Annotated in this window: 33 protein-coding genes and 1 pseudogene; all 34 read right to left on the bottom strand. The window is 51.9% G+C overall.

Annotation, left to right across the window (positions count from 1 at the left end):
* Position 1: 1 nt before the first annotated feature.
* Positions 2-205, bottom strand: coding sequence for a hypothetical protein (locus tag OGV82_RS18580; protein ID WP_200052990.1), 204 nt, complete (start codon positions 203-205; stop codon positions 2-4).
* A gap of 154 nt (positions 206-359) precedes the next feature.
* Entirely contained in the window at positions 360-1,307 is a 948-nt protein-coding gene (locus OGV82_RS18575; RefSeq protein WP_060816039.1) for a major capsid protein, read from the bottom strand.
* Between the two features lie 9 nt (positions 1,308-1,316).
* Positions 1,317-2,096, bottom strand: coding sequence for a hypothetical protein (locus OGV82_RS18570; protein WP_286462764.1), 780 nt, complete (start codon positions 2,094-2,096; stop codon positions 1,317-1,319).
* A 114-nt stretch (positions 2,097-2,210) separates the two neighbouring features.
* Positions 2,211-2,384, bottom strand: coding sequence for a hypothetical protein (locus tag OGV82_RS18565; protein ID WP_200028120.1), 174 nt, complete (start codon positions 2,382-2,384; stop codon positions 2,211-2,213).
* 90 nt (positions 2,385-2,474) lie between these two features.
* Entirely contained in the window at positions 2,475-2,642 is a 168-nt protein-coding gene (locus tag OGV82_RS18560; protein WP_275150774.1) for a hypothetical protein, read from the bottom strand.
* 37 nt (positions 2,643-2,679) lie between these two features.
* The gene (locus OGV82_RS18555; protein ID WP_200052987.1) at positions 2,680-3,792 is read right to left on the bottom strand and encodes a phage minor head protein; all 1,113 of its coding nucleotides are present in this window, start codon (positions 3,790-3,792) and stop codon (positions 2,680-2,682) included.
* Positions 3,779-5,182, bottom strand: a complete 1,404-nt coding sequence (locus tag OGV82_RS18550; RefSeq protein WP_200052986.1) for a DUF4055 domain-containing protein — start codon at positions 5,180-5,182, stop codon at positions 3,779-3,781. The genes OGV82_RS18555 and OGV82_RS18550 overlap by 14 nt, the downstream gene beginning before the upstream one ends.
* Entirely contained in the window at positions 5,182-6,756 is a 1,575-nt protein-coding gene (locus OGV82_RS18545; protein WP_286462762.1) for a terminase large subunit domain-containing protein, read from the bottom strand. Before OGV82_RS18545 ends, OGV82_RS18550 begins: the two co-directional genes overlap by 1 nt.
* Positions 6,753-7,241 (bottom strand): DUF2280 domain-containing protein, encoded by a 489-nt coding sequence (locus OGV82_RS18540; protein ID WP_200052984.1) that lies wholly within the window; start codon positions 7,239-7,241, stop codon positions 6,753-6,755. Before OGV82_RS18540 ends, OGV82_RS18545 begins: the two co-directional genes overlap by 4 nt.
* A gap of 32 nt (positions 7,242-7,273) precedes the next feature.
* Entirely contained in the window at positions 7,274-7,912 is a 639-nt protein-coding gene (locus OGV82_RS18535) for a putative metallopeptidase (protein WP_200052983.1), read from the bottom strand.
* A gap of 375 nt (positions 7,913-8,287) precedes the next feature.
* Positions 8,288-8,824: a hypothetical protein gene (locus OGV82_RS18530; protein ID WP_200052982.1), complete on the bottom strand. Its 537-nt coding sequence runs from the start codon at positions 8,822-8,824 to the stop codon at positions 8,288-8,290.
* The gene (locus OGV82_RS18525) at positions 8,824-9,390 is read right to left on the bottom strand and encodes a lysozyme (RefSeq protein ID WP_200053000.1); all 567 of its coding nucleotides are present in this window, start codon (positions 9,388-9,390) and stop codon (positions 8,824-8,826) included. The genes OGV82_RS18530 and OGV82_RS18525 overlap by 1 nt, the downstream gene beginning before the upstream one ends.
* The gene (locus OGV82_RS18520; protein WP_012132741.1) at positions 9,390-9,695 is read right to left on the bottom strand and encodes a hypothetical protein; all 306 of its coding nucleotides are present in this window, start codon (positions 9,693-9,695) and stop codon (positions 9,390-9,392) included. Before OGV82_RS18520 ends, OGV82_RS18525 begins: the two co-directional genes overlap by 1 nt.
* A 188-nt stretch (positions 9,696-9,883) precedes the next feature.
* The gene (locus tag OGV82_RS18515; protein ID WP_199971489.1) at positions 9,884-10,204 is read right to left on the bottom strand and encodes a hypothetical protein; all 321 of its coding nucleotides are present in this window, start codon (positions 10,202-10,204) and stop codon (positions 9,884-9,886) included.
* Between the two features lie 104 nt (positions 10,205-10,308).
* Entirely contained in the window at positions 10,309-10,992 is a 684-nt protein-coding gene (locus tag OGV82_RS18510) for a bacteriophage antitermination protein Q (protein ID WP_275147326.1), read from the bottom strand.
* Entirely contained in the window at positions 10,989-11,129 is a 141-nt protein-coding gene (locus OGV82_RS18505) for a YlcG family protein (RefSeq protein WP_024130418.1), read from the bottom strand. Before OGV82_RS18505 ends, OGV82_RS18510 begins: the two co-directional genes overlap by 4 nt.
* Complete coding sequence (locus OGV82_RS18500) at positions 11,126-11,512, bottom strand: hypothetical protein (protein ID WP_275147325.1); 387 nt, start codon at positions 11,510-11,512, stop codon at positions 11,126-11,128. Before OGV82_RS18500 ends, OGV82_RS18505 begins: the two co-directional genes overlap by 4 nt.
* Positions 11,509-11,865, bottom strand: a complete 357-nt coding sequence (locus OGV82_RS18495; protein ID WP_286462759.1) for a RusA family crossover junction endodeoxyribonuclease — start codon at positions 11,863-11,865, stop codon at positions 11,509-11,511. The genes OGV82_RS18500 and OGV82_RS18495 overlap by 4 nt, the downstream gene beginning before the upstream one ends.
* Positions 11,862-12,143 carry a hypothetical protein gene (locus OGV82_RS18490; RefSeq protein WP_286462758.1) on the bottom strand — a complete coding sequence of 94 codons (282 nt, stop codon included), beginning with the start codon at positions 12,141-12,143 and terminating at the stop codon, positions 11,862-11,864. The genes OGV82_RS18495 and OGV82_RS18490 overlap by 4 nt, the downstream gene beginning before the upstream one ends.
* A gap of 2 nt (positions 12,144-12,145) precedes the next feature.
* On the bottom strand, positions 12,146-12,352 hold the full coding sequence (locus tag OGV82_RS18485; RefSeq protein WP_286462818.1) for a hypothetical protein: 207 nt from the start codon (positions 12,350-12,352) through the stop codon (positions 12,146-12,148).
* Complete coding sequence (locus tag OGV82_RS18480; protein WP_286462757.1) at positions 12,352-12,948, bottom strand: DUF1367 family protein; 597 nt, start codon at positions 12,946-12,948, stop codon at positions 12,352-12,354. Before OGV82_RS18480 ends, OGV82_RS18485 begins: the two co-directional genes overlap by 1 nt.
* Positions 12,949-12,985: 37 nt before the next feature.
* Positions 12,986-13,234 carry a hypothetical protein gene (locus OGV82_RS18475; protein WP_012132752.1) on the bottom strand — a complete coding sequence of 83 codons (249 nt, stop codon included), beginning with the start codon at positions 13,232-13,234 and terminating at the stop codon, positions 12,986-12,988.
* Between the two features lie 117 nt (positions 13,235-13,351).
* Positions 13,352-13,585 carry a DinI-like family protein gene (locus OGV82_RS18470; RefSeq protein ID WP_275147323.1) on the bottom strand — a complete coding sequence of 78 codons (234 nt, stop codon included), beginning with the start codon at positions 13,583-13,585 and terminating at the stop codon, positions 13,352-13,354.
* 149 nt (positions 13,586-13,734) lie between these two features.
* A complete protein-coding gene (locus OGV82_RS18465) occupies positions 13,735-15,720 on the bottom strand; it encodes a DNA cytosine methyltransferase (protein ID WP_200098960.1) in 1,986 nt (661 codons plus the stop codon).
* Positions 15,717-15,974 (bottom strand): hypothetical protein, encoded by a 258-nt coding sequence (locus OGV82_RS18460; protein WP_286462817.1) that lies wholly within the window; start codon positions 15,972-15,974, stop codon positions 15,717-15,719. Before OGV82_RS18460 ends, OGV82_RS18465 begins: the two co-directional genes overlap by 4 nt.
* Positions 15,974-16,546: a hypothetical protein gene (locus tag OGV82_RS18455; protein ID WP_286462756.1), complete on the bottom strand. Its 573-nt coding sequence runs from the start codon at positions 16,544-16,546 to the stop codon at positions 15,974-15,976. Before OGV82_RS18455 ends, OGV82_RS18460 begins: the two co-directional genes overlap by 1 nt.
* The gene (locus OGV82_RS18450) at positions 16,543-16,851 is read right to left on the bottom strand and encodes a hypothetical protein (RefSeq protein WP_044076532.1); all 309 of its coding nucleotides are present in this window, start codon (positions 16,849-16,851) and stop codon (positions 16,543-16,545) included. The genes OGV82_RS18455 and OGV82_RS18450 overlap by 4 nt, the downstream gene beginning before the upstream one ends.
* Complete coding sequence (locus tag OGV82_RS18445) at positions 16,851-17,507, bottom strand: ead/Ea22-like family protein (RefSeq protein ID WP_286462755.1); 657 nt, start codon at positions 17,505-17,507, stop codon at positions 16,851-16,853. Before OGV82_RS18445 ends, OGV82_RS18450 begins: the two co-directional genes overlap by 1 nt.
* On the bottom strand, positions 17,504-17,761 hold the full coding sequence (locus OGV82_RS18440) for a DUF4752 family protein (protein ID WP_200029295.1): 258 nt from the start codon (positions 17,759-17,761) through the stop codon (positions 17,504-17,506). Before OGV82_RS18440 ends, OGV82_RS18445 begins: the two co-directional genes overlap by 4 nt.
* Positions 17,758-18,372, bottom strand: a complete 615-nt coding sequence (locus OGV82_RS18435; RefSeq protein ID WP_286450300.1) for a hypothetical protein — start codon at positions 18,370-18,372, stop codon at positions 17,758-17,760. The genes OGV82_RS18440 and OGV82_RS18435 overlap by 4 nt, the downstream gene beginning before the upstream one ends.
* Positions 18,369-18,686 (bottom strand): hypothetical protein, encoded by a 318-nt coding sequence (locus tag OGV82_RS18430; RefSeq protein WP_407056890.1) that lies wholly within the window; start codon positions 18,684-18,686, stop codon positions 18,369-18,371. Before OGV82_RS18430 ends, OGV82_RS18435 begins: the two co-directional genes overlap by 4 nt.
* Complete coding sequence (locus OGV82_RS18425) at positions 18,649-18,861, bottom strand: hypothetical protein (protein WP_199977207.1); 213 nt, start codon at positions 18,859-18,861, stop codon at positions 18,649-18,651. Before OGV82_RS18425 ends, OGV82_RS18430 begins: the two co-directional genes overlap by 38 nt.
* Positions 18,861-20,261 (bottom strand): replicative DNA helicase, encoded by a 1,401-nt coding sequence (locus OGV82_RS18420; protein ID WP_199977209.1) that lies wholly within the window; start codon positions 20,259-20,261, stop codon positions 18,861-18,863. The genes OGV82_RS18425 and OGV82_RS18420 overlap by 1 nt, the downstream gene beginning before the upstream one ends.
* 322 nt (positions 20,262-20,583) lie before the next feature.
* A pseudogene (locus tag OGV82_RS18415) lies at positions 20,584-21,090 on the bottom strand (DNA-binding protein); the annotation flags it as partial.
* Positions 21,091-21,491: the final 401 nt, after the last annotated feature.

Here is a 21,491-nt window from a genome sequence, read left to right as displayed (position 1 = left end):
CTTATACCTTCTCGTCAAGGTCAATGGTGATTTGATTTTCGGCGTGGTCTTTATTGAGGTTAAAAACCACTGTGACCTTTGGTAAGGAAGTTGTTTCGGTGTTAATGCTGGTCGAGACCTGTCCATCCAGTAGCTGACCATCCACGGCAATACCGTAACCAAGGAAATAGTCTCCACGGTATAACTTCGCTATCTGGTATTTCATCTGCGTTTCCTTTTAGAAAAGTGAGCCTGTCCACCAGAACGCAGCCCGAGAGAGGTCGCCACCTGTACGGCGTTCTCAGGCTCACTTTCTGAAAGACTCTCGTTTGTCAGGCGCGGTGGGTGCGCAATAAAAAAGGGGCCGAAGCCCCTGGTGATTAGCTGCCGCCGCCGAGCTGAATCAAAACCCCCGCAGTGGATTTGTTGCTGGTGAAGTGTTTCTTCCAGTTCCCCTGCGTGCCAATGGCGGTAAGGTCCGGGTTTTCGCCTTTGGTGGTGTCCCAGCTGTACCCCAGCAGTTCGACGTTCACCGTACCTTCAGCACGATAGCCGATCGCGAGGTTTTCCTGGTCGTTGATGTCATAGGAGCGGAACCCCGGCGCCTGAGACTCAGTTACTGATACAGCACCGGCCACCAGCCCCAGAATTGCATCAACAGGCATCGTATCGGTCACCAGAACCGGTTTACCCAGCGTACCTGGCTGGCCGCCGTACACGACCACGCCCGCTTCTTCGTAGATTTTGTTGTCGATAGCCTGATCAACAATATCGAAGTAGGTAGTGGAGTGCATGACGAACAGGGAAACGCGGTTGAATTTATCGCCGTAGGTGCGCAGACCGCGAGTCAGCGTTTTCTTGCCATCAGTGGCAATATCCGCAGTCACGACCATATCAGCGTTGGCACCGATAGCGGCAATCAGCCCCTGAAGCGCGTACTTGATGTAGCCCTCCAGTGTCGCGTCAGCCACATCGACACCAATCACCTCAGAAAACTCGCTCACATCACGCCCGCGACGCTTGAACGCTTCTTCCGTAGTTTCGTACGGACCATATTTCCACGGCGCTTTTACGCTGACGGACTCACCCGCACCGATTTTTTTACCCGTTACCGGATCAGTAGAGTTAACGTCACGCGCCTCGATAGAACCGCCGACTTTATAGAAAGCGCGCTTACGGAAATCACCTTCGATCAGTTCGTTATCGAGAATGATTGCACCATTAGACGCCTGGTTAAAAACATCCAGATTATCCTGACGGCGCTCCAGAAACGCAGTTTGCGCGAGATCGTCATAAATAATCAGATCAGTATTAACGGTCGTAGCCATTGTTGTTCCTTACTTTGGTAACCTGAGGAAGGCCTGTTGTCCGTGTTTACGGATGTAGGCTGTTTTATCGGCCGATGTCATTTCAGAGCGTTTAAGAGCGCCGCTTCCCTGCTGCTTATGACCACCTGCATCCGTGCCTTCAGCGCGGGGGAACAGGTGCGGCGCGGATTCTTTCAGGGATTCCGCCCACTCAACAGGGCTTAACGGGGTCTTGCCGTCTTTGCCGAACAGAACATCACCGTTTGCATCAACAGCTACGGCCTCGCCTTCGTCGTTGAGTTGGAATGTGCCTTTGGCACGGAGGATCAGGTCGTCGGACGCTTCAGGCAGCGCGCCGACGGTTGCAGCCGCCGCGCGAATTGCATCAGCCAGCACCCGATCCCGGAATTTATTCGAGAACGCTTCAGCTTTATCCGCACGCTCGTTAGCGGCCTTGATTTGCTTATCAACGTCAGCGCGTAAACGTTCAGTACGTTTGTTCAGCACCTCATCAATTTTTCCGTCGGCGATCAGCTTTGCTTCTTCATCGTCGGAAAAACGCTTAAGGATGCCGCGTACAGCGTCAGGGTCGATACCATCAAAACGTTTGAGGGACTCGGTTGACTCCTTGAGCTTTCCGAGCAACTCCGTATTTTTGTTTTTCAGTCCTGACACCTGAGCCGATACCTGCTCATCAATCAGCTTCTGAATTTCCGGCGTAATTTCTGGTGCGCCATCGCCACCACCGCCAGAGTTATCTTCTTCACCAGCTGGTGCGTAATATTTGATGAGCATGTTACGAATAAGCATGTTGTCCCCTTGGGATATTCAGTGTGGGCCTGGCCCAATAAAAAAGGCCGCCCGGAGGCAGCCCGTTGTGAGTTTCAGATAATAAAAAAGGCCGCGCTATGGCGACCTCTTTATTTAGATATTTTCAAGCATATCTTTTGCGTCTTTAATGGCTTTATCCATTCTCTGCAAAGAAGCCTTTGGCTCCGCAATGCTTCGCACTGTGCAAATCTCTTTAATGAGCCCCCTTGCGATTACCAGCTCTTCATACAGGCTTGCAATAAGGTCTCTTTGTTTTTGTGAATCCATAACAACCTCGTCTCGTTGCTCGTCAGGTTATTAGTGGCAGGCGGTGACGATGCCGCTTTTCGGGAGCTACCCTAGCCACTAATAATTATATTACCCAAACAGCCGATGGATGCTCTCATAAGCAGCAACAGCATCATCAAGCCCCTTTGATTTTAGGTATTCGATAATCAAGTCATCAGCCTCGCCACGCTGAACTTCTGGCTGAAACACCCCATTCGCGATTTCCCGCATTCTGGCTGTAAATTCTTCATCCGTCATGATGACTCCGTGGTTTTAACCATATTCAGGAAGATTATCATAAACCCGCCTCTCTGAATGCCTGTGCGTCACGTTCCCGCAACTGCGCCAGCGTCAGCCATTCGCCTTTATCGGTGTAGAACTCATCAGGAGACATGCCACCATCGCGAATGAGGCGCGCACGTTTCTCGCCAACGATTTGCTTCTGGCGATCGAACGACTGGCGCGAGAACCATTCCTGATAGTTGGTATCGCCGGGCACAACACCATCCATGCTGGCGCGTTCCGCTGGCGGGATATCGCGAACATCGATACCCAGTTCTTTCGCTGATTTGAGGATGAAGGTTTCAGTAGAGCGGCAGCAGAAATGAATTTTTCCAGGCCCCTGCAAATAAGGAATCTTGTGACCGATTGGCTTGTTATCCAGCGTGTACTTAAGGCGGTCGCGAATCCTGCACATCTGCGTCGTTCGGTTGTCCAGGGTTGAAAGCCACTGCTTACCCTTCATCAGGTCGTTATTGGCGTCAGCGAAGCTGTTACGCGCCGTCGCTGCAAGATGACCCACCGCCGTTTTCGCGATACTGGCGGCATTGGCGCGACTCATCTGTAACGCGCCATCCTGGTATCCACGATTAGCGTGGCCGTGAACCTTGCGCGCTATCTGCTCTGTCGTATCGCCCAGCAAAAAGCCCTGTCGCACTGTATTGCTGATGCGGTTTAGGCGATCCGCTTCGAGGTTTGACGCCCATTCGCTGAGCAATCGTCCCTGAAAGGGTTTCGCCATCGCCGCCGCGTAAACCGCGTCAGGAGAGATACCCACCAGAGGATGAACGTTGGCCACAAAATCAGGCAGAAGAGAATCAAACAGGTTCAACTGATAACCAGCCTCATGCTGAGCCAGGTCATTCAGTTCAGTGGACAACCCTTGCAGCATTGACTGAATCGCCTGATGGTTCACTGCCCTGACACTGGCGAGTAATGCCTGAAGGCGCGTTACAGTGAAACTGTCTGCATCAAGCCCATCCATAGCCACCAGCAGGCGCGCTGTCAGCTCCGCATCACTTTCGTTGAGCAGTTTCACCATCCGGTTAGCAACGCCGGTACTGTAACGACTTATCCAGATTGCGTGCGCTATGGACTCGTCACGCAATTGCTCGTTAACCGTCGCCATTCCCGCCTCCGATCAACGTTGGCTCCTGATTGCGGATTGCGTCGATCACATCTTCAACGCTGTCAGCGGGGTCTATGATGTCCAGTTTCTGCAACGCGCGTACCATATCGGAATCACGAATCGCGCCGGACTGCCATGCCGCAACAATAGCTGTGACTATCCCTGACTCAGCTACTCTGGCGATAAACTCCTGACTGATAACGAATGTCGGTGTTTCATTTTTCACACCAAGATAGCGCGCGCACCACGCGAGAACTCGGCCATAGGCTTCAGTGACGTTCGCTGCACAGATACCCAGAACAGAAGTCGATGACGTCTGCTCTCCGGTAGCTTGCGTGGCTGTTTTGACAGCAGAATTCTGCTCAATTAACCGGGCGCCGAGCTGCACCATATAATCACGCTTGCTGTCCATTGCTTCTTTAGCGAGAGTATTGGCTTCCGCCTGCGCATACTTAAAACTGGCGTCTTTTGGCAGCAAGAATGGCGTTCTGGAGCCAACTTTAATGCCAGCCTTTTGCAACCAGTCTCGCCATGTTGTATCAAGACCACTTATAACCGGCTGCACCTGACCGCAGAAGAACACACTGTCCTCATAGTCAGCGGAATTCCGGTAATGACCCAGATTAATTTCTGTCAGCGCTGCAAGTGGGGATTCATCAATTGTCGGATCGTTATTTTGCGCACCAACAAACGTAAACGGGATTTCATCCCAGTATTTTTCCCCTTTGGGCTTAGGCCAATATTCGGAATCGATTTCATACGCCCCGGATTGCGTATCGCCCGACCTGCGCCAGACCCGGCAAACGAATTTTCCGTTCTCCAGCGCCAGTTCACGATACTGGATACGTTCCTGAAATCCGTAACCGTCAGGCTCTTCAATGCACTCTCGCAGCACCACCAGCACTAGCTGATCGCGTCCGTTAATCCTTTCCGTGCGCCAGTTGATGATGTTCTCTGCCAAATAGCGGAGAATAATGGCTTCATCACTGGCGCTGGCATAATCAACGTAAAGCCCGTCACGGGCCGCCTCAAGAACATTTTCAAGCACCTGCTGCGCCTGCTGGTAGATACTTGTCCCGGCGCCATCAGCATTGTTCTGAACGTAGGCGAGCTTTTCCGGTGCGGTCAGAGTCGGGTCTTTGCGAAAGGCAAGGCCCATCAGGCCGATTTTCGTATTCCCCGTTACCGCATAGAACACTGCTCTTTCAATGTACGCCTCGTTGCGTTTTTTGTTCCGTGATGATTTATCGGAGGGATCGAGATACGGGAGATACGCGTTCCCGTCAGCCTTAACGGCGTCCGCCCCCTTACAAACATCGCGAATTTTTTTCCATACAGGCAACGCCGCCCTGACCTCAGGACGAACAAAGGTAATGTCGTTATTAGCCATCAGAATGTTGTGTCCAGTGAGATGGAGAAAGCGGGCTTCGGTGGATTGTGCAGAACTGCATAACGAGTTCCGTCCCAGTCGTGATCTTCCTGCTGCGTGTCAACGTCATCAGGGTTTTTGCTGTCGCGGACGAGTACAGGAATACGGCTTATCCAGCCACGGCAGTAATCAAAAACATAAAACGCAGGTTTTTCTGGTATCCCGGATTCCAGTTTTTTGCCTTCAACAACCGCCTCCAGCATGTCAGCGAATAACGCAGCACCATTAACGCGAGAGCCGGGTTTTTTGTTGGCCTCAACCCACTTAACGCCCTGCACTTCCATTTTCTGAGCGATGGAAAGTTCATCGTCGCCAGTGTTATAGATCGCGCTATCGGCCGGGCCGGGAACAACCTTTTTGCAGATGCCCGGCATAATGTTGAGTTGTCCCTGAGTGACGCCATCGAGTTTTATCTCGTCCGGTTCGTCAACTTCCTGGCCTGTTAGCCGCTTATCAATCCACGCAATGCCTTTTGCAACGTTGGTAGATGACATGTTCAGCCCTTTATTCAGTTCGTCAGGCGGGCAGCCGTACCACTCGCCAATCAGAATCAGAGATCCGGAAGGCGGGCAAAATTGACGCCCATCCGGCAGCGTCGCAACAGTTCCATCCGTACGCGCCCACCAGAGGTTAGAGAATGGCTTCGACTCTCCCCAGTCATGCGAGCGGTCAACAGTCCAACTATCCGGTATACGGAACGGTTTAATGACATGCAGTGATTCATTCCAGAGGTGGTCGAACCGTCCGCCGCTGGTCACGTCCCACGAACCATCAACCCACGCCTTGCGACGGTTCGGGTCTTTGATTGCCATCAGCGTTGCGATGTACTGCGGATCGAGGTACGGATTTTCTTTGAAAGAACCGTGTATCGCGACGCGGGTTAACGTGATCTCTTCTTCCCTCTCGGTTTGAGGGTTGAACACTAACTGTTTGTGACGCTGCACAGTTCCGCGTGGTGCCGGTTCGATAAATCGCTTTTTTACCCAGGTATGACCGATGCCAAATGGGTTTGTCGTGCTGAATACTTCGAGCGGGATCGGTTTTAGCAACGAGCCATCTTTTCGCGGATAGTCTTCAGGCCGGAACGATGAGCGGCGACACGAAAACATTGCTTCGTAGAAATCTGAATTCGGTTGTTTGGTCAGCTCGTTAAAGCCGATAAACGGAAATTCCTGCCCGTGGAAGTTCCAGTAATCATCAGCTTCGCTTCCGAACCGGAACAGCAGTTCTTCACCAGTAGGCCAAACCCATCGCAGCTCGCTCGCGGACCTAAGAAAATTTGCCCCGTCGCCGAACAGGTTATACATACGCTTAGACTGCGTGATGATGTCTGCCAGGTTCTTATACTCAGTGTCAAAAATAACACCGCGCCAGAATGAACCATAACCAACACCGACATTGCGGCGAAAACGAGCCAACTGCGCAGCGGTTTTTCCTGGTCCACGCGTTCCCTCGTAGAGGATCTCATTACACGGGCAACTCAGCGAAAGAGACTGTGATCCGGGAAGAGGCTTCCATACAGCCTTGTAATTCATCCACCAAGAACCTCATTTTGTTGTTTCTGCGCAGCAGCTTCCCATTCGTCAACGTTGTCACAGGATGGAACGGGCATAACGTTGTGAGTGGATATAACGTTCTGTTCAACCTTCTGCTTGTTGGTATAAACGTCACCGACCTCTTTCGCAGCCTGTTCGAGAAGCTGGGCCGTCATGCCGAGGTTTTTCATGTTCTCGGAGGTCACAGACATTCGTTGCAGTACGCGGAGCCGATAAGCCTTATTAGCGATCGGGATTTCTGCAATTTCCGTCTGGAAGCGCTCGCGGGTTTCGTTGAACATTTCCACCCATTTTTTCGCCAGGCCTTTGCCGTTAGCTTTTGTCGGGTCGTGAGATTCAACCTGCTGACGAGGGATCGTGATGCCGAATTCTTTTTTGACAGCCTCCACCACCTGAGAAGGGGTGTCAAAGCACGCAAGCGATTGAACGATGAAGGCTTTAACCTCACCTTTTAATGTCGCCATAGCTTACCTGCCCGTCATAATCAGTCATAAAATCAAGCCAGTTTCAGCATGCACGTCCCGCACGCTCTGGCAATATTGAGATGTGCAACCTCCGCAGGCTTATTCGCCGCATCAACCATTTCCTGCACTTCATTACTGGCACCATATCGGCGTACGACACCGACAAATTCTTCGACATCATGTCCGCGCAGTGTAAGCACTGGCTGCCCGGTCTCTTTGTTGAATTTTGGCACCCCAAACTCATCGGTGGCCTGGGCGATGTGGTAAAGCTCATGATCTACCAGTGCGCAGAATTCGAGATCGCTGCACTGTGAGCAGTAATCGGCCGCCAGTGTGATGATGAACTTCGGTATGCGTCCGAACCATTCATGCATCTGCTGTTCAATTCTGGCTTTCTGCCACCCACCGGCGCGGAGCATTACCTGCTCAGCCTGCCCGAAAACGTAGCGCCCTTTTTTCGCGAACGATTCTGATGCCCACATGAAGCAGAGATCAGCCTCTAACAGGTGCCCGTGGTCAGGGTTATGAATACTTCCGGTATCACTGAGGATTTGCCTGTTTATCCACTCATGCACTTCATTGGCGGGGATCAGCCTCGTGTATGGCTGCCAGTTGTCGGAGGTGATGAAGTTAACTGGCGGATATGGCCTGCGCTCGTCATCGTTAGCCATGAGTTAATCCTGTTTGAAGAAAAGGTAAGTAACCAGATTCGCCCGCCACGGCTCCGGCTGGCCGCTATGAAGGTAAAAGCTCGCGTTACCATCGCGAGGAAAACCCGGCGTGACCCGTTTTTGAATAACCACGCCCACTCGCGCAGGGAGAATCCTCCTCAGGGAGGCTGCGGTCTTAGTTCGGGCGTGGAGACTGCGACGAATCGGCGCAATGGGCATTCTTGTCGCAGCGGTCGCCACCATCTCACGATGTTGCTATGCCACTTCCGTCTGTTCCGGCTGCCAAGATGTGGATCACCTCTTTGGTTGATGCCAATCTATGCTTCTTGTCGGGTAAGCATTATCGAAGCCCCTCAGCGAAGAGCTTCTGTAATGCTATTGTCGTTCCTGTTCGATTTGGCGTATCCCCGCGAGCTGGTTATTCGCCTTCTCAATGGCTGACAGCAGCGGGTTAATCCACAGAACAGCCTGGCAATACGTTATTGATTTGGCGGCAGCGGCGCTATCACCGGCTGCGTCAGCGTTACCGGAATCGGTGTGCATTGCGCTGGCACGTAAACGGTTCGCGTATTCGAGCAGCCCACCAGCGACATCAGCAGGAACAGGCAGATCACAGTTTTTTTCACGACGGAGAATCTCCCGGTATTCGATAACAGTTTTCTCGGTGCCGGCATCAATCAGCGAGTTAAGACGGTTGGTGTTCTGTGCTACCAGGTTAAACCGGTTGAAGTTGAAAGCTTGGGTCGCTATGACGGTCGCCTGTAGCGCGTTGTCGCTGCGCAGTACCCGGCTGTCACTTTCAGATATGGTCAGTGCTGCATTGCTGCGCGCCAGCAGAACACAGAGCACCGAGATGATAATTACGACGACCACCAGCAGAACCGCAACAATCGCAATTTTGTTGGGTTTCATCAGAACACTCCCGGCGTTGTTGCAGGCGTTCCAGGGTTAAGTGGCCCAAATCCATCACTGAGATTTTGCGGATTCTCACCCCACAGACACACTTCACGCTCAATCTCGCGGCGGGTGACCAGCCCTTTCCACTGCTTTCCGCCAGCGTAAGTCCAGCGCCTTAACTGCTCGCATGCGCCTTTGATATCGCCCTGGTTAATTTTGTACAGGAGCGTTGAGGTCTTGAAGTTTCCAGCGCCGACGTTGTAGACGAACGAGTAAAGCGCCCCACGAGTAGTTTCGGGGATTGGTACTTTGATATACGGGTTAATCTGGCGGGCGACAGCGTTCAGGTCTTTGCTGAGAAGCACCTTACACTCAGCTTCTGTATAGGTCTTGCCGAGCATGATGTCGTTCCCAGTGTGTCCGTAGCAGACAGTCCATTTATCGACCACATCGCGATAAGGCTGATATCGCACACCTTCAAGACCATCATTGCCAGTCGGGCCGGTAATCAGCGCAGAAGATATTGCAATTGCCCCACCGCCTACTGCGGACCACACATATTTTCTTAATGCAGGATTCATCATTCACCAGCCTTAGTAAGCGCGTCGGCAACAACACTTACAGCAGCCGGACGCTCAGCAATGGGTTTATCACTGATGCCATCCAGGTAATCGCGGATCATGGCTGTGCGCTTCTCGTCTTCTTTACGTTTACGACGGGCATCAATTCGGCCATTTACGTAAGAGATCAGAGAAATAAGCAGGCCGACAGCACCAAAGAACATGTAGACCATGTCCTGTGTGGTAAAACCTAATGCTGCCGCGAGGGTTCCAACCCACGCGAAAAACTGCGTGAAAATGTTCCCTGAGTGATCGTTCATTCTCATGGTCTCTTACCTCGCGTTTTTCGGAGGCTGTGTGTAAGGGAAAGGCCGCCCGGTGGATTAACGACAAAACACAGAGGAATCGTTCCGAACGGCACAAATAAAAAACCCGCCAGAAGCGGGAATAGAAGATAAGCGCACGGCTTTAATCGCCCACAATGCGCGGGCTAATTGTCCCAAGGTAGAGGGATTCAGTTTTTTGCTACCCATTCTCGCCAGCGGGCCTCTCTAATCTCAGGGCTCAGTCGCTGATCTTCAAAATGGTTTGCCAAATTTATCGAATCTGGCAGCAATGCCCAGGCGACATAGAAATCATGTGGCTCAAACTCTCCACCAGCAAATTCGTATGCACCAACATGGTAAACCTCGCCGTCCTCTTCGAGTGCCAGCACCTGAGCAATATGCCAACCATCACAGGGGTTAAGAAGGATAACCCAACGCCCATCAAATTCTTTGGTTGGTTTTTCACTTGCGGGTCTGAAATGAAGCTGTTCGGTAATTGGTTGCGACATACTGGCTCCAGAAACGACAAAGCCCCGCACGATGGCGAGGCTTTAAGTTCGTCGACAATCAAAGCTATGGCGACAATATCAGATTTACACGAAATATAGCCGTTTTAATCTACTTTTGCAATACTTTGCTCACAATTTGTCGCTTTTTGCTGCGAACGTGTTTTGGTTACTGATAGTAATGATTCCCTGTCCAGTTCAGCAAACAGTCGGAGCATACCCGCCCAGTGCGCTGTAAAGGTCTTGGACCAGTTTTTATCCTCCACCCCCACCAGCGCCGCGAGGTCGGCATATTGATACTGCTCACGCCCTGCCAGCGCCGATTTCATATCCTGCGCCGCCAGCCAGATAAGCTGTCGCAGACGCTCCATTGTCTTTTTCGCCACGCGCTTCCCCCCAATTTGCTTACTGAACTGCTCCCACGCCCAGCGAGTAATGATTACCTGGTGATCCCAGCATGTGCTTTCGCTGTAATTCCAGAGCAACCAAGCTTTTTGATGCTCGTCGAGCGACATTAGCGCCCGACGCCATGAAGCAGTGGAATATTCGACCGGCTGCACCAGCGGGATATGCGATCCTTTGGCGTGTGATTGTTTTCCGGGGATTGGAGGGTTGTTCAGCGTTATCAGTTTTCCCGTAACTTCATCGCGTACACGCAACTTCTTGCGGGGGTAAGTATTCGTATCGAACTGCGCGTTCTCCAGCCAGGCCATTAACTGACCCTTTGTCGCTCCGCTCAGATCTGCCGTGGCCGCAATCAGTTGCTGGCGAATATAGGATAAATTTTTCACTGATTTTCCCCTGCTTTCTGCTGAATACGGATATAATTGCGAAGGATGCGGTATGCCACCGGAAAAGATCCACGGTAGCGATAAATGCGGAGACGCAGCCAGCGCCAGCGAAGAGACTCAATAACTTCGGGCTTCACTTTTCCACCCTCTCGTTTTGCCATAGCGGCAACATCCCTTTATGTCCTGCTCGCCTGATCCTTGATTTAGCATTACGCTCAATCTGGATCAGCTTTTCGATGTTCTGTCGGCGCTGCTTTTCTTCCCGACGCAGATATTTCACATTCTCGACATATCTGTTTTCGGTATCACAAAGGTGCAGAATGTAGTTGAAAGGGTCCACCAGCGCATCACAGCGACGACAGCGTAATGTGCGCTCCTTTTCATCCACCCAGACAGAATCGTGATGACAATAAATCTTGCCGCCGTCTTCTCGTCGCATCGCCAGTTCGTCGCGCAGATCTTCTTTCCTCTCGGGAAACGCAACGACGTTACTCAGTTCTTTTTCGGTTTCGGTTGTCATACGCCCTCCTCAATAATGATCTGCCCTTTCTCACCCCAGACTTTCGTGATGCGACAATCCCAGACGCTGGAATCATCATCAAACAGGGCATCCATTAGTGCTTTAAGCATGTTGTCGCAGTCGGGTTTTGACTGGTGCGGCTTGCCGTTGAACTGCTCTCGCTTCTTTTTGCTCCAACTCGCTGGCATCGGCATAACGAACGTGACGTGGGCGCCGGACTCCGGCAGATGAATTTTGCGCAGGCGTGCTTCATCGCAGAATGCCCGGTAACGCATGACCGCTGGTCGAGTTTTCCATTTGTCGGCCCTGGTCATTCTGGGCTTGCCGATCGGCGTGATGTCGTAAATTTTCATACTGGCACCACCAGCCCACGGCGGACTATCTCAATGACAGTAAGCACGATAGCGCGATCCATTAACTGCCGACGCTCATCACGAGAGAGGTTTTTCCCGTTATCAATCTCTGAATGACAGGTCACGCAGATCGCAGCAGTTGCACAATCATCAACCTTAAGCCCCATCCCCTTACCTTCATTGCGGTGCGCCACTTGCGTCCCCCACGCCCCACATAGAACGCAACGCTCAATCTGCCCGACGGCGGTAAGCCATTTCCTATTTCGATAAATAGCCATGCTCATCCCCAGCCTTTTTGTCGGAAGGTTCTCGGCGTCCGCGCCGGACGTTCGCACTCTTGTAATTTCGCGCTGACTGTCCAGGTCAGAAAATCAGGATTGAGGCTCTTTTGGGCTCTGACGCCGCGAGACTGATAATCGGCAATCAGGCGTTCTGCCTGCTTAGTGGTGCATTCCGTATGATGAAAATATGAATACTTCATCGCCATCACCCCGCAAAGCTCATAAGCTGGGCGGCGGCATTCTCGGCGTCATTCGCTGATCGAAATTTTCGACGCAGTATGTAGTTCCAGAGAACGTTTAGCACCGACTGATAGACGCCGTTAAATTCGGCATCATCCATGCTGGCGAAGGAAATGGATTTAGCCGTGCGCCGGCGGCTGCCATCGGGCATGATATATTCGTCGTAAAACCCCGCCTGAATGGTTGCCCACTCGCGGAAGGATTCGAAATGCTTCAGCAGTACGACTTCGCGGGAACGCACCAGTCCGACAGTATTCAGATACATATCAGCAGCGTTATGGAGCGCGTTACGTTGTGTCGGGTTTGATGACAGGAAATCAATATACCCGGAGATTAGCGACCGCTCTGATTCCTCAACAAGTCCGCCGGTTGGTGTCCAGTAGTGATAGCCAAGCGACAATAGCTTGAAGAATTTTTTGTGGAATGCGTAGTTTCGCGGCTTGCGGAACTCACCAGTGAGCAACTGTCCTGTTGGCAACAGTTGTAAAAATTCGCTGGTTCCGGGATCAACCGAAATCAGGGCGTTCTGGAAGGTCTTTTCAAAATACAGTGTTTGCGCCATGGTTGTTCACTCCGTGGCGCAGCAGGTTAACGGCTGTTCAGACCGTTGATTTCATATTATCAGAAGGTGGCGTTACCCGGTAGCCGAGACGGCGAATAAATTGCATAAAGCCATTGGGAGTAAAGACTTCTTCATCATCCAGCAAAGGCCGCATAGAAACCATACCATTGACGCGATAGATAAGATGCCTGCCCGACGAAGGAAAGCTAAACACCACGCAGCCGTCAGACCGTCTTACAATGTCATACCAGTTATCTTCTGACGTTTGCAAAGCTGAATTACTCACATTCTATTCTCCCTTCGAGCGACATACAGACGCGGTTAAAAATTGTCGGCAGCAGCATCAAAGGGATACGCAAATTGCGGTATTCTGAAAAAATGCGCGCCAGCCCCAAGCGCAATGTTAGTAAAACCAGTCGTCAGCGCTTTCCCAGGTCTCCTGGAGGATCTTTTCAATTTTCTTTTTATCGTCCTTATCGCCACCGAAAACGCTCAGTCCATCTGATCCGGCGCGACGGACTATCAGGCTGCAATTCTCATACTGATTATTCAGTCGTTTAAGTAATTCTTTTTCCAGTGCTGGCACTGCACCATCAGGAAGTTTCTTTGTTCGATCAATAGTTAACTCAACTTTCATAGTGGCCTCCATTGCGTATACTGTATTTTTATACAGTATACCTATAAAACGAAATGATCAACGTTTTAAGAGCACGAATTGTTAACCTGTAGACACAAGTTTCAGGCGTAAAAAAACCCGCCGAAGCGGGTCGAATTAGCAATATTTTATTAAGCAGCAATTTCTTTCTGCTGACAAAGCTCAGGCAGATTCGCGCGGACGAGCGCCTCGGCGAACGGTGGCGGCACAGCATTACCGCAGCGGGCAACCTGCTTATCCTTTGCATACTTCACGCCGCGATAATCCCGATCGATGATGTACCAGTCCGGGAAGCCCTGCGCGCGGTAAAGCTCATGCGGTTGCAGCATGCGCATTCCGATGTCAACAATCCGATATGTGATCCCGTCGATATCCACCAGCCCGGTACAGTCTTCGCCGCAATATTCACGCAGGAACGCCAACGTCTGCTGCGCGCGCTGTTCGTCGTAGTGCTCAACTGCCAGAGTGGTTTTCACCTCCCCAACATGCTGGCCTCCGGCGGTAATCGTTGGCACCGGCTGATCCATTTTTTGACCGTCCTTGCAGAACCCTCGCAAATGCACAAGATGAGAAGTCACTACAGCATGATGATCAACCGTCGTAACTGAGTGAGTCGGCTCATCCAGCCCGACGCCCGGCCCCGTATAGTTGCCGCCATAGTGCTTTGCGAGAAAGGCCCCCACAACCGCATGCTTACAGCCGCCAGCAACGACAGTGCCAAGTGGTTTATCAAGCCCGGGTACTCGCGGATGTTGACCGGGTCTTTCACCGTATCCAGTTTGAATGAGTGTTGGGACAACTAACTGAGACTTACCGCCGCCACCAGCGGTAATAGTCGCGCTTGGCTCATCTGCACGGTGGCCGATGCTGGCGCCAAACTGTCGGGCGATAACCGGCGCAACGACACATGCCCGGGATTGTTTCAGTATGGTGTGAACTGGTTTATCCAACGGGCGCGGCTTAGCCTGGTACTCACTGCCGCCGCTGCCAGCCAGGAACGGAGTCAGCGCAGCTTCAACGATACCAAGTGCATGACCATTCCCGCCCGGGCGCGCCGACGTGCCAGCTGTTACAGTCGGTACAGGTTCGGTGACTTCCTGCCCGGTTGCGCCGGTACGGAACTTCGTCAGATGTGGTACTGCGACGGCGTAACCATGCTTTTTCGTGATCGCTTGCAGGGGTTCTTCCAGTGGCTGCCCACGGAAACAATCATAACTTGAACGGCTGCTGGTGTGGTTGCACTTCACGATAAACGGCGACGCACTGTCGATAACAAATCGCTGGATGCCGCGCGCGATGCGCTTAAGGGTATTTTCTGCCAGCGGCTTTTTGCGATCGAATATCGATGGAGCCGGAATTGTCCAGTCTATGCACTCAGCAGCTGTACGCCACGGTGCCAGTTTGCCCGCCTGGACTGCCGGTGATTTCGGTTCGCCATGTGTTGGCTCAGGCCACACAATCGGTTTCCCGTCACAACGCATAATCATAAAGAATCGCTTTCTAATCGTCGGCGCGCCGTAGTCACAGGCGCGCAACTCGCGATACTCGACGACGTAGCCCAGCCCCTTGATCAGCCTCGCGGCGTCTTCACTATCAAGAGAAATACCCAGAAATTCGCAGCACTCCACCAGTGCCGGGTGGTCAGCCCGGATGCCAGTAGTCAGCATACCAATGAACGCCTCAAAGGTTTCTCCAGCACGGGCCGGGTCTGGCCTCATTTCACCAGCGAGCAAAGGGCCCCACGTTTTAAATTCTTCGACGTTCTCCAGTTTCATCACACGGGGTTTTACATCCAGCCCCCAGCGCAGAACTACCCAGGCCAGACCCCGGATCGCTTTCTCTACCGGCTTCGCACCTTTGGCTTTTGAAAAGTGACGGCAATCCGGCGAGAACCACGCCAGCGCCACCGGACGCCCGGCGGTCGCTACCTTCGGCCTGACATCGTAGACAGATTCGCAATAATGCAGTGTGTTGGGGTGGTTTGTCGTGTGCATCGCAACGGCATTCGGATCGTGGTTAATCGCAATGTCCACGCTGCGGCCAGTCGCCATCTCAATTCCAGTGGAAGCACCGCCGCCACCAGCAAAATTATCAACAATGATTTCGCTATTTCTCACGCGTATTTCTCCATTGCGTCTGCCAGCGAGCGCGCTGCGGCAATAATCGAAGTAACTGGCATTTTTTCCAGCCACATACTGTTGATGTGGTGCTGCAATCGACGCTGGTGGTGCGCCGGGAAACTCCCGGCGTTTTCGATTTGACTAAAAACCATCTGAACCTCTGCTGGCCAGACCGTTTCCTCAACATTCACCAGCAGAAGGTTTTCCAGTTCTATAATCCGATTGGTGGCGTATTGCAGAAGTTGATCCATCATTCCTCCTGCTGTGGCGCTGCTGCAATCATGGCCTTGTACAAATCAATACAGGAGACAGCCGACTCCCCTGAATAAAGTGCACCTCTGTAAGCGTTAATCATCGCTTCTGTTGGCTCAACAGGCACCATTACCCAACCATTCTGAATCACCGGAGAGTTGCCATCGGCACCCTGAAGCATGGCGGCGCGGCAGGCGTTCCAGGCGTCCATAGCTGAGCCAGCGTCTTGTCTGCCAGTTTCCCTGCAAAACTTCACGGCATCCTGAATAGTCCATTCATCCGGCACTACCGCCGCTGACGGGGCGGTGTATAACGGCTGACAAGAACCTTCGAAATACGACCTATCAGGACGAATAACTTTTTCGCCCGTATCAATATCTCTAACCATCCATGCCACAGGCTCCGCCTTTCGCACTTCCAGCAATTCATCAATCGCTTTCACAGCGTCAGCGATGATGTAGTCCATACTTCCGCCATTTGAGTATTGAAGATTACGCTGTAACACATCGCGGATGTGAATAAGGCGTTCGGTTGTAAGCGGGCCGTTGGCCGGGTGGCTGTTAGTTTTCATGGTGTACTCCATTCATCTTCAATCGCTACGCCAAGGCGATGCAGCCAATCGGCCAGTTTCAGCATTGACTCCCTGTCACTCATACCACTGGGGAAATCGTCCAGCGCGACTACAGGTTTGAATGCGCCATAACGGTCGCGCTCTACGGTGACGTATTGCTCCAGCGTTGTTCCGCGAAAGCTGGACGTATGCCTGACGAGATACTTTGAGACCTTCTCTCGCGCCTCTGGATCATATTTGTATTCAACGAGAGTCACGCTGCTACGCCGGGAATCTATACCGAGGAAGTTGAGCAGGCTAGCCATCACTCCCCCTTACCGATGCCAGCGGCGGCAAGTTTGGTATTCACGTCGCCTTCAAAAATAGGCAGCACACCAATAGCAGCAGCCCAGTTTTTAGCTAACTCAGGGTCTGATGTCTCATCGGTGTAATCTGATGCTCGCCACCCAATCAGCCGTTTCTGACCAGAAAACTCAGCAATACGCTGCTGTCGTTCGAATGACTCTTGCGCAAGTCCTGCATTCCAGTCTCGCAGTTCTGCCATGTACTTCTCTGCGGCTTCCAGTTGCGATTTATGCAGCAGCGACTGATGTTTCAGTGCGTCCTGCGCCCTCTGAAATTTCATGCCGTAATCGGTGGCTATCTCTTCCAGCTCTGTAACACGTTTCACTAATCCCTCTACGGGCTCGCCGTTTCTTTCAGTCAGCGCCTTCGCCAGGCGCTCGTTTTCTGATTGTGAGGCTTCCAGCTCATCCAGCAGAGCCAGCACGGTGGAGGGGTTGGCTGCGGCGATGAATACTGAATCAACCTTGAGGCAGTGCTGGGCGATTGCTTTCACCCCTACTTTGACCTCATAGCCCCGCGCGCCTTTGTGTGGGTGATATGATTCCCAACGACCCCATGAGGTTTTGTTTGCCGCATCAGCCGCTTCACGTAATGCGCGTTTGTCGATGTTGCTCATTGGGCGGCCTCCTGGCGAAACATCATGATTGTCAGATCGCCTTTAGTAGCCAGACGAACCGTTGTTCCGGGTTCGATGCTGGACAGGTCAAACGCATCGTAAAATTCGTTTACTGCTTTTTGACGACGAGATTGCTTTCTGCGTTTATCCCATTGTTTTAACGCAATGGAGATAAACCACTGGCCTGTTTTGAACATGATGAATAGCCATCCCATTAAGGCGAGTCCGGTATTTAGAACGTCCAGAATGCTCATGCTGCACCGCCTTTGCGAAGTTCCTGCGCCAGCCACTCAAGCGTCATCACTGGCACGCCGATTTGACCGGTTCCTTCAAACTTTTTATGCAGGTGCTCGATAGCCGCATCCACACCCTGCGCACGCACTTCAGCCAGGAAAGCTTCGGTAGCCGGAGTTTTGATACTGCCATCAACAGCAAGCAGAACGGATTTGATAACCTCTTCCTGATTACCAACCCATGACCATGAGACTGAATGACCCTGATTGTCTCCTGTCGCGTCATGCTCAATTACTGCAGTGTCGCCAAATGCATCCGTCCACTCACTCTGGATGTCTGATGGGCGTAAAACAGCCTTCAGCGCCGCATTCTCCGCAGCCAGCGCGTCACGCTCCTGTACCAGCTTTTCCGTTGCTTCCTGCGCAAGTTTGTTGGCCTGTTCAGCGGCATCCATGAGGCCGTTAATCATGCTCAGCTTTGCAGCCAGCGCATTGCTACGGGCAAACTGCACATCAAGCTGCGTAGCCAGATCACTCACCAGCGCGGCTGACTCAGCACAATGCAGTTCTTTCGCCAGCTCATGCCCTAACTTCACTAACTCAATGATTTTTGTTTCTACCGTTGATTTCATGCTGATGCCCTCCCGTAAAATGCCAGAACTCTCTTCATCGCCGGACTTGTGCGGCACACTGAAGTAACCATGTTTTTTCTCACGGTCGATTTGAAGCGCTTGATATTCAGCTCTCCGCCGGGCAACAGCGAATAAACCGGGTGATGCGGCTCGCCTGTACGGATTACTACCGCTTTGCGTGTCAGGTGAAGCAGCAAGTTGTGAGATTTCTTGCAGTCGCATCCCAGCAGGTTCTGAACCTGTCGCGGCGTGATGGTCTGGTTTTCCCGAAGGAAATCAACAATTGCCCACAGTGATTTGCTTGCCATCGTCATTATCCCTCCGCGTTGAAGATTTCTGTTCTTTCTCAATAGCTTCTGAAATTTTTACTGCATCAATCATTTTTCTGAGTGACACAATATTTCTCTGGTTCCGCTGACACTGTTCCGGGGTATTGCCGCGACCGAACTGCAACAACGTTTTTTCTAAAACCTCGTCGATTCGTTTCACTAAAAATCCTCCGTCTGCGCGTAACGCTTGCTTTTTTCCGGTCTGGAAATCTGGCGGCGAGCAACCTCCTCGTCGCTGATATCAACCACAGAACCATTGCTCATGAGGGCGTAAGCTGTCCCCGTCGCACCTTCCCTGTTCAGACGCAACAGCAATTCCATTAGTTGCGGATCGGCGTTCTGGTTGTAAACGATGTCGCGATACAGCCCGATCCAGACATCGCAATCCTGTTCAATCTGTCCAGTGTCTTTGCTGTCGCTGGGGTTAGGACGCTTATCGGCGCGGTCTTCCAGTTTCCGGTTTAACTGAGTCAACAGCAGGACTACGCAATCCAGCTCTTTAGCGAGATTTTTTAAACCGGTGGTAATATCCCCAAAGGCAATATCGCGGCGTTCTGCTGCCTCGGCTTTCATCAGTGTCAGGTAGTCGATAGCCACCAGACCTACGACCCCTCGTTGACGTTTCACCTTCCGGCATTCCGTCACCACATGCGCCAACGTCACTCCCGGGGTGCTGTCGATCATCAGGTTGGATTCCGACAATTCCAGAGCTTTAGCCATCGCCCTGCTCATGTCTGTATCGTCCTGGGCACCGACATAAAAAATCTCTGAATTGACTTTTGCTTCCTGGGCTACCATGCGTTCAATCAGGCTGCGATCTGTCATTTCCAGGCTGAAAACCAGCGTGGGCAACTGATGGTTTAGTGCAAAATGCGTAGTGATTTTGTTGAGGGTTGCGCTCTTCCCCATTTTCGGTCTGGCACCAATCACCACCAGGGAACCACGCAGTGCTTGTTTAGGAGCCATAAGGCGATCAAGGCTTTCAATTCCCAATGTCAGTCCTGCGGCATTTTCCGGGTTGCTGAAACGGCGCTCGAGATCATTAACCCAGTCATTAACCACATCGGCGGCTGGTCTTAACCCACCGCGTCTCCCTGTACGGGAATGCTCAACCACGCTGCCAATAACCTGCTGGACGGCATCAATACGGCTGACTGCCGTCATGTCAGCAGTGCTGAACATGATTTCCATACACGAATTCAGCTTTTCCACCGCATAACGCATGATCGCTTTTTCACGGACAATTCCTGCGTAGTGGACCATTGCCGACGGCGTGGTACTCTTGCTTATCTCGGCCAGATATGCGAAACCACCGACCTCGCCAATACGACCAAGAGACTCCATCTTGTCAGCAAGCGTCAGCAGATCTGTCGGCTGTTCTGCACGGTATAACCCCCGAATAACCTCAAAAATGACACTGTGCACCCGGAGATAAAACGAGCCTGATTTCAGCATTGCAAACACCTGGTCTGTGCGCTCACGATCCGTGTTAACCATGAGGCAGCCCAGCACAGCCTGTTCAGCGTCAACGCTGTAGTGCACCTGTTGGTTATTTGTCATTTGCCCGCTCCTCCTTGACGGCTACGTAACAGCGCTCAGTAATCAGGTAATCCAGATTTTTTCGTTTCCAGAACCCACCATTACCGTTCGGCCGGTCTTCCAGCATCCAACGACAGTGCGTCGCTATGTAACCCAGGTATGCCCGCCATCGCTGATCGTCAAACTGGTATTTCTTCCAGAACGTCCTGATATGTTTTTTCCTGGCATCCGTCAGAATTTTTATCTGTGGCATTTCTGGCAGCAGTTCGTGATATGCCTCCAAGATGGGTTGGTAATTTATTTTTTCTACTGGCTGTTGATGGTCATCAGCTCCTGCTGATGCATCATGATCAATATCCTGTTCCTGTTCCTGTTCCTGATCTTGGCTTCCTAGCCCCTTCGAAGCCCCTTCTGAAATATGGCGTGATTCGCGCTTAAAACTCAGATGAAAATCCGTCTTGTAACGTTCATAAAATGATGAAAGAAAAGGATTTTCAGGCAACGAGGAATATTCATTCCTGACGCCAGCGCAGCGGTTATCACCGGGCTTTAATGCCTTCCCTACCTGATAGGCCGCCATTTCATGCACCCAGACCATCTCTGTGTCCTCGTCATAGCTACAAAATCCAGCTTCAATGGCGCTTTTAAGCCCCTTCGAAGCCCCTTCCAAGCCCAGACCTGTTTCATGGGCTATGTATAGAATTGGCAGGTAATACAACCCGAGCATGTTTGCGTGTGGCGAGGTCATCAGATAAAACGAAACCACCTGCGCCTCCGCGCCTTGTTTCCTCAACTCACGACCGGTCTTTCCAAGCCAGAACTGAGGCGCAACAGTTGCGTAATCACGCATAAAAACCTCTTAATCGCTAAAGTGGTGGCCCATCTATCTTTTTGACGGCTGATTTTTCTGTCATAATTTCCTCGTAATTTCTGCCTGGAATTACACCGAAGGCCGTCTGTGTTGGAGCACAGCGGTCTTCACCCTTTCAGAACAAGCCCTGTTGCCTGCCCCGTTTAGCCCGTTTTGAATCAAACTGGTCAGCCGGTAATGTTTGTTTTTCTGCCCACAATTTCGCGTGGCGTAAAACATCATCAAAAACCCTCCCCTTTCTGCTTGCCTGACTCATTCGCTTGTACATATCGACGGCCTGAAATGCCCCCCCCCTGAGCCACCGCTACGGTGAAGCCCTGCCGGATTAACTCTTCCCGGACGTGCTTTTCAATGAACTCCAAATGATTCATCTGATAGCC

This window comes from Citrobacter sp. CK191 (assembly GCF_030333435.1).
In the GTDB taxonomy this organism is placed as follows: domain Bacteria; phylum Pseudomonadota; class Gammaproteobacteria; order Enterobacterales; family Enterobacteriaceae; genus Citrobacter_B; species Citrobacter_B koseri.
This window is presented reverse-complemented; position numbering and strand designations above follow the sequence as displayed.

Bases quoted from the DNA above. Each gene is read 5' to 3' on its own strand.
- OGV82_RS18470 (WP_275147323.1), bottom strand. From the start codon at position 13,585: ATGAAAGTTGAGTTAACTATTGATCGAACAAAGAAACTTCCTGATGGT.
- OGV82_RS18480 (WP_286462757.1), bottom strand. From the start codon at position 12,948: ATGGCGCAAACACTGTATTTTGAAAAGACCTTCCAGAACGCCCTGATT.
- OGV82_RS18420 (WP_199977209.1), bottom strand. From the start codon at position 20,261: ATGACAAATAACCAACAGGTGCACTACAGCGTTGACGCTGAACAGGCT.
- OGV82_RS18570 (WP_286462764.1), bottom strand. From the start codon at position 2,096: ATGCTTATTCGTAACATGCTCATCAAATATTACGCACCAGCTGGTGAA.
- OGV82_RS18545 (WP_286462762.1), bottom strand. From the start codon at position 6,756: ATGAATTACAAGGCTGTATGGAAGCCTCTTCCCGGATCACAGTCTCTT.
- OGV82_RS18485 (WP_286462818.1), bottom strand. From the start codon at position 12,352: ATGGCGATGAAGTATTCATATTTTCATCATACGGAATGCACCACTAAG.
- OGV82_RS18435 (WP_286450300.1), bottom strand. From the start codon at position 18,372: ATGAAATCAACGGTAGAAACAAAAATCATTGAGTTAGTGAAGTTAGGG.
- OGV82_RS18535 (WP_200052983.1), bottom strand. From the start codon at position 7,912: ATGGCTAACGATGACGAGCGCAGGCCATATCCGCCAGTTAACTTCATC.
- OGV82_RS18440 (WP_200029295.1), bottom strand. From the start codon at position 17,761: ATGAGCATTCTGGACGTTCTAAATACCGGACTCGCCTTAATGGGATGG.
- OGV82_RS18520 (WP_012132741.1), bottom strand. From the start codon at position 9,695: ATGAGAATGAACGATCACTCAGGGAACATTTTCACGCAGTTTTTCGCG.
- OGV82_RS18565 (WP_200028120.1), bottom strand. From the start codon at position 2,384: ATGGATTCACAAAAACAAAGAGACCTTATTGCAAGCCTGTATGAAGAG.
- OGV82_RS18430 (WP_407056890.1), bottom strand. From the start codon at position 18,686: ATGACGATGGCAAGCAAATCACTGTGGGCAATTGTTGATTTCCTTCGG.
- OGV82_RS18530 (WP_200052982.1), bottom strand. From the start codon at position 8,824: ATGAAACCCAACAAAATTGCGATTGTTGCGGTTCTGCTGGTGGTCGTC.
- OGV82_RS18525 (WP_200053000.1), bottom strand. From the start codon at position 9,390: ATGAATCCTGCATTAAGAAAATATGTGTGGTCCGCAGTAGGCGGTGGG.
- OGV82_RS18460 (WP_286462817.1), bottom strand. From the start codon at position 15,974: ATGGATCAACTTCTGCAATACGCCACCAATCGGATTATAGAACTGGAA.
- OGV82_RS18575 (WP_060816039.1), bottom strand. From the start codon at position 1,307: ATGGCTACGACCGTTAATACTGATCTGATTATTTATGACGATCTCGCG.
- OGV82_RS18540 (WP_200052984.1), bottom strand. From the start codon at position 7,241: ATGGCGACATTAAAAGGTGAGGTTAAAGCCTTCATCGTTCAATCGCTT.
- OGV82_RS18550 (WP_200052986.1), bottom strand. From the start codon at position 5,182: ATGGCTAATAACGACATTACCTTTGTTCGTCCTGAGGTCAGGGCGGCG.
- OGV82_RS18500 (WP_275147325.1), bottom strand. From the start codon at position 11,512: ATGACAACCGAAACCGAAAAAGAACTGAGTAACGTCGTTGCGTTTCCC.
- OGV82_RS18560 (WP_275150774.1), bottom strand. From the start codon at position 2,642: ATGACGGATGAAGAATTTACAGCCAGAATGCGGGAAATCGCGAATGGG.
- OGV82_RS18450 (WP_044076532.1), bottom strand. From the start codon at position 16,851: ATGGCTAGCCTGCTCAACTTCCTCGGTATAGATTCCCGGCGTAGCAGC.
- OGV82_RS18495 (WP_286462759.1), bottom strand. From the start codon at position 11,865: ATGAAAATTTACGACATCACGCCGATCGGCAAGCCCAGAATGACCAGG.
- OGV82_RS18490 (WP_286462758.1), bottom strand. From the start codon at position 12,143: ATGGCTATTTATCGAAATAGGAAATGGCTTACCGCCGTCGGGCAGATT.
- OGV82_RS18580 (WP_200052990.1), bottom strand. From the start codon at position 205: ATGAAATACCAGATAGCGAAGTTATACCGTGGAGACTATTTCCTTGGT.
- OGV82_RS18515 (WP_199971489.1), bottom strand. From the start codon at position 10,204: ATGTCGCAACCAATTACCGAACAGCTTCATTTCAGACCCGCAAGTGAA.
- OGV82_RS18455 (WP_286462756.1), bottom strand. From the start codon at position 16,546: ATGAAAACTAACAGCCACCCGGCCAACGGCCCGCTTACAACCGAACGC.
- OGV82_RS18445 (WP_286462755.1), bottom strand. From the start codon at position 17,507: ATGAGCAACATCGACAAACGCGCATTACGTGAAGCGGCTGATGCGGCA.
- OGV82_RS18555 (WP_200052987.1), bottom strand. From the start codon at position 3,792: ATGGCGACGGTTAACGAGCAATTGCGTGACGAGTCCATAGCGCACGCA.